Genomic DNA, 12,596 nt, shown 5'->3' with positions numbered 1-12,596 from the left:
ACTGGAAGTTGTCGGGCTCAGACTCGTGCTTATCGACACACTTACGCAGGGCAGGACCCCATCATGAAAGGCGACGTTAGCGTCATCCAGCATCTCAACAAGATCCTCGGAAACGAGCTGGTCGCAATCAACCAATACTTCCTGCATGCGCGCATGTACGAAGACTGGGGTCTGGAAAAGCTCGGCAAGCACGAATACAAAGAATCCATCGACGAGATGAAACACGCTGACAAACTGATCAAGCGCATCCTGTTTCTCGAAGGTATTCCCAACGTCCAGGACCTGGGCAAGCTGCTGATTGGCGAACACACCAAGGAAATGCTCGAGTGCGACCTGCGCCTGGAGCAGAAAGGCCTGATCGACCTGAAGGCGGCGATTGCGCATTGCGAGACCGTGGGCGACTTCGGCAGCCGCGAACTGCTCGAAGACATCCTCGAGGCCGAGGAAGAGCATATCGACTGGCTGGAAACCCAGTTGAGCCTGATCGACAAGGTCAGCCTGGAAAACTACCTGCAGTCGCAGATGGGCGAGTAATCACGCCCAACCGGCTGCAACCAAAGCCCCGCCTGTACGGGGCTTTTTTTCGCCTGGGGTAACCGGCCTTGCCGGCCACCGGGCCCAGGCAGGCACAAAAAAGCCCCGCAGATGCGGGGCTCTTCAGTGCAGAACCGGATTCAGGCCTTGGCCGCCTCGGCCTTGGCAGCGGCGTCCTTGATCAGGGTCTGCAGCTCGCCGTTGGCAAACATCTCGGCCATGATATCGCTGCCGCCGACCAGCTCACCGCCCACCCACAGTTGCGGGAAGGTCGGCCAGTTGGCGTACTTGGGCAGGTTGGCGCGGATTTCCGGGTTCTGCAGGATATCCACGTAAGCGAACTTCTCGCCACAACCCATCACGGCTTGCGCCGCCTTGGCCGAAAAGCCGCACTGCGGGGCATTCGGCGAGCCTTTCATGTAAAGCAGAATGGTATTGTTGGCAATCTGCTCTTTGATTGTTTCGATAATATCCATGAAGCACCTCGCGGCTGAACTTTCCGACCTGGTTGTCGGCACGGTGACGCATTGTATCGGAAAGCCGAGCGTGACGCTCGGCCTTGCCGATATCAGGCCGCAACCACCTCTACCACCACCCCGTTGAGCGCCGCATTGCCCGATACCGCGTCGCGCTGACGCTCGTCGGTCAGATCGTTGGCACTGGCCCCTGCTTGCGCCTGAGCGATGCCCAGGCGCATGCCTGGCCGCCCATGGCCGAAGCCGTGTGGCAGGCTGACCACGCCGGGCATCATATCGGTGCTGGCGAGCACCTCCACCTCGATGCTGCCCACGCGCGAGCTGACGCGCACCCGCTGGCCGTCCTGCAACTGCCGGCCGGCCAGGTCGTCGGGGTGCATCAGCAGCTGGTGGCGCGGCTTGCCCTTCACCAGGCGATGGTAGTTGTGCATCCAGGAGTTGTTGCTGCGCACATGCCGACGCCCGATCAGCACCAGTTGCGTGGCGTGGGGCAAAGCTTGCGCGGCGAAGCGCTGAAGGTCGGCCAGGATCACCGCGGGCGCGGCCTCGACACACTGGCTGGCAGTTTTCAGCCGTGCACCGAGGTTGGGCTGCAACGGCCCCAGGTCGATACCGTGGGGATAGCGCTCGAGGGTGTGCAGCGACAGGTCGAACGCGCTGCCCTGGCCATGGGGCCCGCCGCGCAAGCCCAGGTCGATCATCTGCGCGGGTGTCAGGGTCGGTTTGAGCGGCTTGTCGGCCAGTGCCGCGAAGGCCTTGGCCAGGCCGACGAAAATCTCCCAGTCGTGCAGCGCGCCTTCGGGCTTGGGCAGGATCGCCCGGTTGAAGCGGCTGACGTTGCGCACCGCCAGCAGGTTGAAGGTGGTGTCGTAGTGATCGTTCTCCAGCGCCGAGGTGGACGGCAGGATCAGGTCGGCATGGCGCGTGGTCTCGTTGATGTACAGGTCGATGCTGAGCATGAACTCCAGCCCTTGCAGCGCCTGCTCCAGCTGCCGTCCATTGGGCGTGGAGAGCACCGGGTTGCCGGCCACGGTGACGAGTGCACGCACCTGCCCTTCGCCCTCGCACAGCATCTCTTCGGCCAGTGCCGCCACCGGCAGCTCGCCTGCGTACTCGGGCAGGCCCGACACACGGCTCTGCCAGGCGTTGAAATGCCCGCCGCTGGTACTGGCCACCAGGTCCACTGCCGGCTGGGTGCACAAGGCGCCGCCGACCCGATCCAGATTGCCACTGACCAGGTTGATCATCTGCACCAGCCAATGGCACAGGGTGCCGAAAGCCTGGGTCGAGATGCCCATGCGCCCATAGCACACGGCCTTGTCGGCGGCGGCGAAGTCGCGGGCCAACTGGCGGATCTGCGCGGCCTCTATACCACAGCGCGGGCCCATGGCTTCGGCTGTGAACGGCGCGATTGCCTCGCGCACCGCGTCCAGCCCGGCCACTGGCAGGTGCGTGGTACGGCTCAGGCCTTCCTCGAACAGGGTGTTGAGCAGCCCGCACAGCAGCGCCGCATCAGCGCCTGGGCGCACGAACAGGTGTTGGTCGGCCATGGCCGCGGTCTCGCTGCGCCGCGGGTCGACCACCACCAGCTTGCCGCCCCGTGCCTGCAGGGCCTTGAGGCGCTTTTCGACATCGGGCACAGTCATGATGCTGCCGTTGGAAGCCAAGGGGTTGCCGCCCAGAATCAGCATGAAGTCGGTATGGTCGATGTCCGCAATCGGTAACAGCAGGCCATGGCCGTACATCAGGTAGCTGGTCAGGTGCTGCGGCAACTGGTCGACCGAGGTCGCGGAAAAGCGGTTGCGCGTCTTGAGCAGGCCCAGGAAATAGTTGCTGTGGGTCATCAGGCCGTAGTTGTGCACGCTGGGGTTGCCCTGGTACACCGCCACCGCGTTCTGACCATGACGCTGCTGAAGGGCCCAGAGCTTCCGGGCGGCCAGCGCGAACGCCTCGTCCCAGCCGATGGCCTGCCATTGCTCGCCGATGCGGCGCATGGGAGTACGCAGGCGGTCCGGATCGTTCTGGATGTCCTGCAACGCAACGGCCTTGGGACAGATATGGCCACGGCTGAAGGTGTCCAGCGCATCGCCCTTGATCGACGTGATGCGCGGCGCCTGCCCAGGCTCATGGGCCACTTCCAGGGTCAGGCCGCAGATGGCTTCGCACAGATGACAGGCACGGTGATGCACGCTTTTGCTCATGGCCGCCTCTTGTTGTAGGTCTGATTAGCGACCTCGACTATGGCCCTGCCCCGCCCCCCTAGCCAGTGACGTTCGTGGCGTGAATCGCTCGGCATCAGGCAAGGCGATGGTCGCGGCGCGCTGGCACCTGTACCGCGCATGCGTTGCAAAGGCCTCGGCGGGCAGTGTACAAAGCCTGTCCGGCCCAATAAAAAGCGTCACCCAACGGCTTGCAACACATTCGGCAACGTCGAGTTCGCAGCCCCCACTTGGTAAGACGCGACATTTAATTATAGTATTGCGCCTTTCCCTATTTCGTCGCCCCGTGCGGCTTTCGCCGCAGGTCACTTCCGTTGTTTTCGAAAACCGGCTTTTGATGATCTGCGGTCTGTTGCAAAAAGGTAGTCAATGATGAGCGCTAGGCACTTTCTCTCCCTGATGGATTTCACCGCCGAAGAACTGGTCAGTGTGATCCGCCGAGGGATCGAGCTGAAGGACCTGCGTAACCGCGGCGTACTCTTCGAACCCCTGAAAAACCGCGTGCTGGGCATGATTTTCGAGAAATCGTCCACGCGTACCCGGCTGTCGTTCGAAGCCGGCATGATCCAGCTCGGTGGCCAGGCCATCTTCCTGTCGCCACGCGACACCCAGCTGGGCCGTGGCGAGCCGATCGGTGACTGCGCCATCGTCATGTCGCGCATGCTCGACGCGGTGATGATCCGTACATTTGCCCACAGCACGCTCACCGAGTTCGCCGCCAATTCGCGGGTACCGGTGATCAACGGCCTGTCCGACGACCTGCACCCGTGCCAGCTGCTGGCCGACATGCAGACTTTCCTCGAACACCGCGGCTCGATCCAGGGCAAGACCGTGGCCTGGGTGGGCGATGGCAACAACATGTGCAACAGCTATATAGAAGCGGCCATCCAGTTCGACTTCCAGCTGCGCATCGCCTGCCCTGAGGGCTATGAGCCCAACCCGGCGTTCGTGGCCCAGGCCGGCGAGCGCGTGCAGATCGTGCGCGACCCCAAGGACGCCGTGCGCGGTGCACACCTGGTGAGCACCGATGTCTGGACTTCCATGGGCCAGGAGGAGGAAACTGCACGGCGCCTGGCGCTGTTTGCGCCTTACCAGGTCAACCGCGAACTGCTCGACCTGGCGGCTGCGGATGCCCTGTTCATGCACTGCCTGCCCGCCCACCGTGGCGAGGAAATCAGCCTGGACCTGCTCGACGACCCCCGTTCGGTCGCCTGGGACCAGGCCGAAAACCGCTTGCATGCACAGAAGGCGCTTCTCGAATATCTTGTCGAACCGGCCTATCACCACGCATGAGTCAACCTCTACTGCTTAACCTGCGCGACCTCGCCTGCGGCTATGGCGAGCAGCGCATCGTCCAGAACCTCAACCTGCACCTCAACGCCGGCGACATCGGTTGCCTGCTGGGTTCCTCGGGGTGCGGCAAGACCACCACGCTGCGCGCCATCGCCGGTTTCGAGCCGGTGCACGAGGGCGAGATCAGCCTGGCGGGCGAAGTCATCTCCAAGGCCGGCTTCACCCTGGCCCCGGAGAAGCGCCGCATCGGCATGGTGTTTCAGGACTACGCGCTGTTCCCGCACCTGACCGTGGCCGAGAACATCGCGTTCGGCATCGGCAAGCACCCTCGCCAGCGCCAGGTGGTCGATGAAATGCTCGAGCTGGTGAAGCTGGACAAGCTTGGCGGGCGCTACCCGCACGAGCTGTCCGGCGGCCAGCAACAGCGTGTGGCCCTGGCCCGTGCCCTGGCACCCGAGCCGCAACTGCTGCTGCTGGACGAGCCGTTCTCCAACCTCGACGTGGAACTGCGCCGACGCCTCAGTCATGAGGTGCGTGACATCCTCAAGAGTCGCGGCACGAGCGCGATCCTGGTCACCCATGACCAGGAAGAGGCCTTTGCCGTCAGCGACCATGTGGGCGTGTTCAAGGAAGGCCGCCTGGAGCAGTGGGACACCCCGTACAACCTCTACCACGAACCGTTCACACCGTTCGTGGCCAGCTTTATCGGCCAGGGCTATTTCATCCGTGGCCAGCTGACCAGCCCCGAATCGGTGCAGACCGAACTGGGCGAGCTGCGCGGCAATCGGGCCTACACCCTGCCTCAGGGCAGCGCGGTGGATGTGCTGCTGCGCCCGGACGACATCGTGCATGCGCCCCACAGTGCCTTGAAGGCAAGCATCGTCGGCAAGAGCTTCCTCGGTGCGTCCACCCTGTACCGCCTGCAACTGGGTACCGGCAGCCAGCTCGAAGCGATCTTCCCGAGCCATATCGACCATCAGGTCGGCGGCGAGGTGGGCATTGAAGTGGCGGCGGACCACCTGGTGCTGTTCCCGGTGGCCGGCACGGTGCCGGCACAACTGCCGGTGGCGGAGAACGGCGTGCGACGCTACAGCGCGGCGCTCTGATAACGCTTCGCCAGCAAGGCTGGCTCCTACAGGAAATTGCCTGGCCTACTGTAGGAACCAGCCTTGCTGGCGAAAAGGGCCGCTAGAGGAACAACGTCCCGCTCGCCACCCGCGTCGCATACCCGCCAATCTTCACCCGCGCCCCCTCCAGGCGGCAGAACAGCTCCCCGCCCCGCGCGGAACACTGCACCGCGTGCAGCTCATCCTTGCCCAGGCGCTGCGCCCAGTAAGGGATCAGCGAGCAGTGCGTGGAGCCGGTCACCGGGTCTTCAGGGATACCGATCCCCGGCGCAAAATAGCGCGACACAAAATCATGCTCGCGCCCTGGCGCCGTGACAATCACGCCCAGCCCCGGCAACGGCACCAGCGCCGCCATGTCAGGGCGACAATCCCGCACCGCCTGTTCGCTTTCGAGCACCACGAACAGTTCATTGGTCTGCCACACCTCGACCACCGGGCACCCCAGCGCCTGCGCCACCGGCGGCAGCTCGGCCAGCGGCTGCGGGTCGTAGCGCGGGAAGTCCAGCACCAGGCGCCCCGCCTCGCGGCTCACGGTCAGCGGCCCCGAACGGCTATCGAACGCCAGGCACTCGGCATCTTCCCCATACACCTCGAACAGCACATGCGCGCTGGCCAGGGTCGCATGCCCGCACAGCGGCACTTCGGTGGAGGGCGTGAACCAGCGGATGCGCCAGCGCTGCGCCTCGCGCACGACGAATGCGGTTTCGGCCAGGTTGTGCTCGGCCGCAATCTTTTGCATCAGTTCATCGGGCAGCCATTGCTCCAGGCGATACACCATCGCCGGGTTGCCGCTGAAGGGTTGGGAACTGAAGGCATCGACCTGGTGAAATTCAAGCTGCATGGGTTGGCTCCTGCATGGGAAGGAAGGCAGCGAGCATGCCTGCCCGGGCGCTCGCGCTTCCATATACAGAATGGCCGGATTTGGAGGATACAGATGCTACTCGCGGCCGATCGCCGCAAAGCTGCCCCGGGTGTGCTCGGCCAGCACCGCCGCCGCCAGTTCCACCTCCAGCCCGCGCCGCCCGGCGCTGACATGAATGGTTTCGAACTGCTGCGCCGAAGCATCGATGAAGGTGCGCAGGCGCTTCTTCTGCCCCAGCGGGCTGATCCCGCCCACCAGGTACCCGGTGGAACGCTGTGCGGCCATCGGGTCGGCCATTTCGCACTTCTTTGCACCCGCCGCATGGGCCAGGGCCTTGAGGTCCAGGCTGCCCACCACCGGCACCACCGCCACCAGCAACTCGCCCTTCTCGGTGCTGGCCAGCAGCGTCTTGAACACCCGCGCTGGCTCCAGGTTGAGCTTCTCGGCGGCTTCCAGGCCGTAGGAAGCCGCCTTGGGGTCGTGTTCATAACTGTGGATGCGGTGTTCGGCGCGGGCTTTTTTGAGCAAATCCAGGGCGGGGGTCATGCAGGGCTCCAGGCAGGGTGATCGGTCTCCAGTCGCTGGCTACTTTAGGGCAAAACGCCGGAGCCAACCATTACCCGCCCGGTTGCCACCGACACCACCTGAGCCACCGGCAGTCAGAATATGAATGGCAGTTCACTTTCGACCTTTGACATCAGCGTTTCTTGTCTATATTTTTTCGATTCTGAATATCGAACTGCCCCAATACCGTGCAGTTCTGCCGTCAACCCGACCAGAATGGGGATTCTGCTCGGGTTTTTGTCGAGCGCACACGCGCCTCACAACAACAAGAACCGAGGTCACGAATGACGACTGCTCTACGACAACCAACGCTGTCTGCCCAATGCATGGCCGAATTCCTCGGCACCGCATTGCTCATCTTTTTCGGTACCGGCTGCGTCGCGGCACTCAAGGTCGCGGGCGCCAGCTTCGGCCTGTGGGAAATCAGCATCATCTGGGGCGTGGGGGTCAGCATGGCGATCTACTTCACCGCCGGGGTGTCGGGTGCACACCTGAACCCGGCCGTGAGCATCGCCCTGAGCCTGTTCAGCGGCTTCGAAAAGCGCAAGCTGCCGTTCTACATCGTCGCCCAGGTGGCCGGTGCCTTCTGCGGCGCGGCGCTGGTATACACCCTGTACAGCAACCTGTTCTTCGATTACGAACAGACCCACGCCATGGTGCGCGGCAGCACCGCCAGCCTGGAGCTGGCCTCGGTGTTCTCCACCTATCCGCACCCGTTGCTGTCCACCGGCCAGGCATTTCTGGTGGAGGCCGTGATCACGGCCATCCTGATGGCGGTGATCATGGCCCTTGCCGACGACAGCAACGGCCTGCCCCGGGGCGCACTGGCACCACTGCTGATCGGCCTGCTGATCGCGGTGATCGGCAGTGCCATGGGCCCGCTGACCGGCTTTGCGATGAACCCGGCGCGCGACTTCGGCCCCAAGCTCATGACCTTCCTGGCCGGCTGGGGCAACGTGGCCTTCACTGGCGCACGTGACATTCCCTATTTCCTGGTTCCCATCATTGCGCCGATCATAGGTGCAAGCGTGGGTGCCGCCCTGTATCGCGGCGTGATCGCGCGCAACCTGCCCACGGCAGACGGCGCGAACGCCCAGACCGACGACAACGCTCGGGGCAAGACCCAGGCCTCCTGATGCCGAACCGGCGAGCCAGGCTCGCCCTGCCCCGACTTCCACCTTTTCGAGTGCAAGGCCCACACCATGACCGACACCCCGAACAAGCACTACATCATTGCCCTGGACCAGGGCACGACCAGTTCACGCGCGATCATCTTCGACCGTGACGCCAACGTGGTCGGCACCTCGCAGCGCGAGTTCGCCCAGCATTACCCCCAGGCCGGCTGGGTCGAGCACGACCCGATGGAGATCTTCGCCACCCAGAGCGCGACCATGGTCGAAGCACTGGCCCAGGCGGGCCTGAGCCACGACCAGGTGGCGGCCATCGGCATCACCAACCAGCGCGAGACCACCGTGGTGTGGGACCGCGAAACCGGTCGCCCGGTGTACAACGCCATCGTCTGGCAGTGCCGACGCAGCACCGAGATCTGCGAGCAGCTCAAGCGTGACGGCCACGCGGACTACATCCGCGAAACCACCGGCCTGGTCACCGACCCGTACTTCTCGGGCACCAAGCTCAAGTGGATCCTGGACAACGTCGACGGCGTGCGTGAACGCGCCGAACGCGGCGAGCTGCTGTTCGGCACCGTGGATACCTGGCTGATCTGGAAGTTCTCCGGCGGCAAGGTGCATGTCACCGACTACACCAACGCCTCGCGCACCCTGATGTTCAACATCCACACCCTGGAATGGGACGAGAAGATGCTGCAGGTGCTGGGCATCCCGAAGCAGATGCTGCCCCAGGTACGCTCGTCGTCAGAGGTGTACGGCCACACCAAGAGCGGCATCGCCATTGCCGGCATCGCCGGCGACCAGCAGGCTGCGCTGTTCGGCCAGATGTGCGTGGAGCCGGGCCAGGCCAAGAACACCTATGGCACCGGCTGCTTCCTGCTGATGAACACCGGCGACAAGGCCGTGCAGTCGTCCCATGGCCTGCTGACCACTATTGCCTGCGGCCCGCGCGGCGAAGTGGCCTATGCCCTGGAAGGCGCGGTGTTCAACGGCGGTTCGACCGTGCAGTGGCTGCGTGACGAACTGAAGATCGTCAACGACGCCCACGACACCGAGTACTTCGCCAGCAAGGTCAAGGACAGCAACGGCGTGTACCTGGTGCCGGCATTCACCGGCCTGGGTGCGCCGTACTGGGACCCGTACGCGCGCGGCGCCCTGTTCGGCCTGACCCGCGGGGTCAAGGTCGACCACATCATCCGCGCCGCGCTGGAGTCGATCGCCTATCAGACCCGCGACGTGCTCGACGCCATGCAGCAGGATTGCGGCGAGCGCCTGAGCGCACTGCGGGTGGACGGTGGCGCGGTGGCCAACAACTTCCTGATGCAGTTCCAGGCCGACATTCTCGGCACCTGCGTGGAACGCCCGCAGATGCGCGAAACCACTGCGCTCGGCGCCGCCTACCTGGCCGGCCTGGCATGTGGCTTCTGGAGCGGGCTGGACGAGCTGCGCGGCAAGGCCATCATCGAGCGCGAGTTCACCCCGCAGTTGGAGGAGGCGCAGAAAGAGAAGCTGTACGCCGGCTGGCTGAAGGCGGTGGACCGTACCCGCGACTGGGAACCGCACGAGGAATAAAACCTGCGCAGGCTTCTTCGCCAGCAAGGCTGACTCCTACACTGTAGGCGCCAGCCTTGCTGGCGAGGCGCCCACAGGATCGTTTCAGCCTGCCCCGCGCTGGCCCCCGCCCCCATCCTGCGGCATCATGCAGATTTGCCCGGCAGCCCAAAAGGACCGCCCATGAATCTGCCCCCTCGCCAACAACAAATCCTCGAGCTGGTCCGCGAACGCGGCTATGTCAGTATCGAGGAAATGGCGCAGCTGTTCGTTGTAACCCCGCAAACCATCCGCCGTGACATCAACCAGCTGGCCGAAGTGAACCTGCTGCGCCGCTATCACGGTGGCGCGGCCTATGACTCGAGCATCGAGAACACCGCCTACGCCATGCGTGCCGACCAGATGCGCGACGAAAAGCAGCGTATCGCCGAAGCCATCGCCGCGCAGATCCCCGATCACGCCTCACTGTTCATCAACATCGGCACCACCACCGAGTCCATCGCCCGCGCCCTGCTCAACCACAACCACCTGAAGATCATCACCAACAACCTGCATGTGGCCTCCATCCTCAGCGCCAAGGACGATTTCGAAGTACTGCTGGCCGGCGGCAACGTGCGCCGCGATGGTGGTGTGGTCGGCCAGGCCAGCGTCGACTTCATCAACCAGTTCAAGGTCGACTTCGCCCTGGTCGGCATCAGCGGCATCGATGAAGACGGCAGCCTGCTCGACTTCGATTACCAGGAAGTGCGCGTGTCCCAGGCCATCATCGCCAATGCGCGCCAGGTGATCCTCGCCGCCGACTCCAGCAAGTTCGGGCGCAACGCCATGGTGCGCCTGGGCTCGATCAGCCTGATCGACTGCCTGGTGACCGACCAGCCTCCCGTCGCCGCCCTCGCCCAGTTGCTCAACCAGCACAAGATCCGCCTGGACGTGGTGTAGCGCCATCGCGGCCCTCGCAACGGGGGCCGCTCGAATGTTCATAATTTTTCATTTATTTGTCATCCGATCAGTATTTTCTATTGAAAGCGACTGGCGGGCGCCATTTTGTTGCGCTACCATTTTCGCAAACGAACATTAATGTTCATATTCGATAGAAACCAGAGGCCGCCTCGTGTCCCAGTCCAGCTCGCCATCGCCCGCCCTTGCCGAAATCTATGACGTTGCCGTGATCGGTGGCGGCATCAACGGCGTCGGTATCGCCACCGATGCGGCCGGACGCGGCCTGTCGGTACTGCTCTGCGAAAAGGATGACCTGGCCAGCCATACGTCCTCGGCCAGCAGCAAGCTGATCCACGGTGGCCTGCGCTATCTGGAGCACTACGAGTTCCGCCTGGTGCGCGAAGCGCTGGCAGAACGCGAAGTGCTGCTGGCCAAGGCGCCGCATATCGTCAAGCCGATGCGCTTCGTGCTGCCGCACCAGCCGCACCTGCGTCCGGCCTGGATGATCCGCGCCGGCCTGTTCCTGTATGACCATCTGGGCAAGCGCAAGCAGCTGGGCGCCTCGCGCAGCCTGCGCTTCGGCCCGGGCAACCCGCTCAAGCCGGCCATCACCCGCGGTTTCGAATACGCCGACTGCGCAGTGGACGACGCCCGCCTGGTGGTGCTCAACGCCATGGCCGCGCGTGAGCTGGGTGCGCACATCCTCACCCGTACCCGCTGCGTCAGCGCACGGCGCGTGGGCAAGCTGTGGAACGTGCAGCTCGAACGCGCCGACGGCAGCCAGCAGACCATCCAGGCCCGCGCCCTGGTGAACGCGGCCGGCCCGTGGGTGGCCAGGTTCATCAAGGACGACCTCAAGCTGGAGGCGCCCTACGGCATTCGCCTGATTCAGGGCAGCCACCTGATCGTGCCCCGGCTGTACGAGGGCGAGCATGCCTACATCCTGCAGAACGAAGACCAGCGCATCGTGTTCGCCATCCCGTACCTGGAGCGCTTCACCCTGATCGGCACCACCGACCGCGAGTACAGCGGCGACCCGGCCCAGGTGAGCATCACCGAGGCCGAGACCGACTACCTGCTCAAGGTTGTGAACGCGCACTTCAACCACCAGCTGGGCCGCGCCGACATCCTCAGCACCTATTCCGGTGTGCGCCCGTTGTGCAACGACGAGTCGGACAACCCCTCGGCGGTCACCCGCGACTACACCCTGGCCCTGTCGGCGTCTGCCGGCGAGGCGCCGCTGCTGTCGGTGTTCGGCGGCAAGCTGACCACCTACCGCAAGCTGGCCGAGTCGGCCATGGCCGAGCTGGCGCCGTACTTCACCCAGATGACCGGTAGCTGGACCGCCACCTCCAGCCTGCCGGGCGGTGAACAGATGACCACGCCGCAGGCGCTGTGCGACGAGATTCTCGCGCGCTTCGGCTGGCTGCCAGCGGATATCGCCAAGCGCTGGGCGCTGACCTACGGCAGCCGCGTATGGCGCCTGCTCGAGGGCGTCCAGGGCCCGGACGACCTGGGCGATGCGATTGGTGGCGGGTTGTTCACCCGCGAGGTGGATTACCTGTGCAGCGAGGAATGGGCGGTCAGCGCCGACGATATCCTGCTGCGGCGCACCAAGCTGGGGCTTTTCACCAGCCCGGCCGAACAACAGGCTCTGCGGGTTTACCTGCAACGGGTAGAACTGAGCCGCGGGCGTATTCAGGCGGCCTGACACCGCAAAATCGCATCGCGGGTCAAGCCTGCTCCCACAAGGTCACCAAACCAGTGGGAGCGGGTTTGACCCGCGATGAGGCCAACAAAGGACTATCTGTTCGGTTTCCCGAACGAGCCATTGGCCCTTAATCGGAAACCCGGACATCCCTCCCCCGCCATACCCCGGCAAAAAATGCCCGCCGCCGCTA

General features: G+C 64.2%; 11 protein-coding genes. 7 read left to right on the top strand and 4 right to left on the bottom strand.

Going from position 1 to position 12,596, the window contains the following annotated elements:
• Window positions 1-63 precede the first annotated feature (63 nt).
• Window positions 64-534: a bacterioferritin gene (gene bfr / locus JZZ72_RS07370; RefSeq protein ID WP_043861977.1), complete on the top strand. Its 471-nt coding sequence runs from the start codon at window positions 64-66 to the stop codon at window positions 532-534.
• Window positions 535-674: 140 nt separating this feature from the next.
• Here the strand turns inward: bfr and grxD are convergent, their stop codons facing one another.
• Window positions 675-1,010: a Grx4 family monothiol glutaredoxin gene (grxD, locus tag JZZ72_RS07365; RefSeq protein WP_038999109.1), complete on the bottom strand. Its 336-nt coding sequence runs from the start codon at window positions 1,008-1,010 to the stop codon at window positions 675-677.
• A gap of 92 nt (window positions 1,011-1,102) precedes the next feature.
• Window positions 1,103-3,211, bottom strand: coding sequence for a molybdopterin oxidoreductase family protein (locus tag JZZ72_RS07360; RefSeq protein WP_210014237.1), 2,109 nt, complete (start codon window positions 3,209-3,211; stop codon window positions 1,103-1,105).
• 390 nt (window positions 3,212-3,601) lie between these two features.
• Here JZZ72_RS07360 and argF point away from each other — a divergent pair, with 390 nt between their 5' ends.
• Both argF and JZZ72_RS07350 read left to right on the top strand, forming a co-directional pair.
• Window positions 3,602-4,522, top strand: coding sequence for an ornithine carbamoyltransferase (gene argF, locus JZZ72_RS07355; RefSeq protein WP_043861979.1), 921 nt, complete (start codon window positions 3,602-3,604; stop codon window positions 4,520-4,522).
• Window positions 4,519-5,628 carry an ABC transporter ATP-binding protein gene (locus JZZ72_RS07350; protein ID WP_043861980.1) on the top strand — a complete coding sequence of 370 codons (1,110 nt, stop codon included), beginning with the start codon at window positions 4,519-4,521 and terminating at the stop codon, window positions 5,626-5,628. The genes argF and JZZ72_RS07350 overlap by 4 nt, the downstream gene beginning before the upstream one ends.
• A gap of 82 nt (window positions 5,629-5,710) precedes the next feature.
• Here the strand turns inward: JZZ72_RS07350 and JZZ72_RS07345 are convergent, their stop codons facing one another.
• Both JZZ72_RS07345 and ybaK read right to left on the bottom strand, forming a co-directional pair.
• Complete coding sequence (locus JZZ72_RS07345) at window positions 5,711-6,490, bottom strand: PhzF family phenazine biosynthesis protein (protein WP_058540964.1); 780 nt, start codon at window positions 6,488-6,490, stop codon at window positions 5,711-5,713.
• Window positions 6,491-6,586: 96 nt separating this feature from the next.
• Complete coding sequence (gene ybaK, locus JZZ72_RS07340; RefSeq protein ID WP_043861982.1) at window positions 6,587-7,057, bottom strand: Cys-tRNA(Pro) deacylase; 471 nt, start codon at window positions 7,055-7,057, stop codon at window positions 6,587-6,589.
• A 302-nt stretch (window positions 7,058-7,359) separates the two neighbouring features.
• On the opposite strand from ybaK, the gene JZZ72_RS07335 reads away from it, so the two are divergent.
• The 4 genes from JZZ72_RS07335 (at window position 7,360) to glpD (ending at window position 12,406) form a co-directional block, all read left to right on the top strand.
• The gene (locus tag JZZ72_RS07335) at window positions 7,360-8,211 is read left to right on the top strand and encodes an MIP/aquaporin family protein (RefSeq protein ID WP_043861983.1); all 852 of its coding nucleotides are present in this window, start codon (window positions 7,360-7,362) and stop codon (window positions 8,209-8,211) included.
• 66 nt (window positions 8,212-8,277) lie between these two features.
• Window positions 8,278-9,777 carry a glycerol kinase GlpK gene (gene glpK, locus JZZ72_RS07330; protein WP_043861984.1) on the top strand — a complete coding sequence of 500 codons (1,500 nt, stop codon included), beginning with the start codon at window positions 8,278-8,280 and terminating at the stop codon, window positions 9,775-9,777.
• 162 nt (window positions 9,778-9,939) lie between these two features.
• Entirely contained in the window at window positions 9,940-10,695 is a 756-nt protein-coding gene (locus tag JZZ72_RS07325; protein WP_043861985.1) for a DeoR/GlpR family transcriptional regulator, read from the top strand.
• Window positions 10,696-10,867: 172 nt separating this feature from the next.
• Window positions 10,868-12,406 carry a glycerol-3-phosphate dehydrogenase gene (gene glpD / locus JZZ72_RS07320; RefSeq protein ID WP_043861986.1) on the top strand — a complete coding sequence of 513 codons (1,539 nt, stop codon included), beginning with the start codon at window positions 10,868-10,870 and terminating at the stop codon, window positions 12,404-12,406.
• Window positions 12,407-12,596 lie beyond the last annotated feature (190 nt).

This window comes from Pseudomonas palmensis (assembly GCF_017848315.1).
Taxonomy (GTDB): domain Bacteria; phylum Pseudomonadota; class Gammaproteobacteria; order Pseudomonadales; family Pseudomonadaceae; genus Aquipseudomonas; species Aquipseudomonas palmensis.
This window is presented reverse-complemented; position numbering and strand designations above follow the sequence as displayed.

What these genes read in the sequence shown, in the direction of transcription:
- JZZ72_RS07335 (WP_043861983.1), top strand. Translation starts at nt 7,360, where the DNA reads ATGACGACTGCTCTACGACAACCAACGCTGTCTGCCCAATGCATGGCC.
- JZZ72_RS07345 (WP_058540964.1), bottom strand. Translation starts at nt 6,490, where the DNA reads ATGCAGCTTGAATTTCACCAGGTCGATGCCTTCAGTTCCCAACCCTTC.
- JZZ72_RS07360 (WP_210014237.1), bottom strand. Translation starts at nt 3,211, where the DNA reads ATGAGCAAAAGCGTGCATCACCGTGCCTGTCATCTGTGCGAAGCCATC.
- grxD (WP_038999109.1), bottom strand. Translation starts at nt 1,010, where the DNA reads ATGGATATTATCGAAACAATCAAAGAGCAGATTGCCAACAATACCATT.
- bfr (WP_043861977.1), top strand. Translation starts at nt 64, where the DNA reads ATGAAAGGCGACGTTAGCGTCATCCAGCATCTCAACAAGATCCTCGGA.
- argF (WP_043861979.1), top strand. Translation starts at nt 3,602, where the DNA reads ATGAGCGCTAGGCACTTTCTCTCCCTGATGGATTTCACCGCCGAAGAA.
- JZZ72_RS07350 (WP_043861980.1), top strand. Translation starts at nt 4,519, where the DNA reads ATGAGTCAACCTCTACTGCTTAACCTGCGCGACCTCGCCTGCGGCTAT.
- ybaK (WP_043861982.1), bottom strand. Translation starts at nt 7,057, where the DNA reads ATGACCCCCGCCCTGGATTTGCTCAAAAAAGCCCGCGCCGAACACCGC.
- JZZ72_RS07325 (WP_043861985.1), top strand. Translation starts at nt 9,940, where the DNA reads ATGAATCTGCCCCCTCGCCAACAACAAATCCTCGAGCTGGTCCGCGAA.
- glpK (WP_043861984.1), top strand. Translation starts at nt 8,278, where the DNA reads ATGACCGACACCCCGAACAAGCACTACATCATTGCCCTGGACCAGGGC.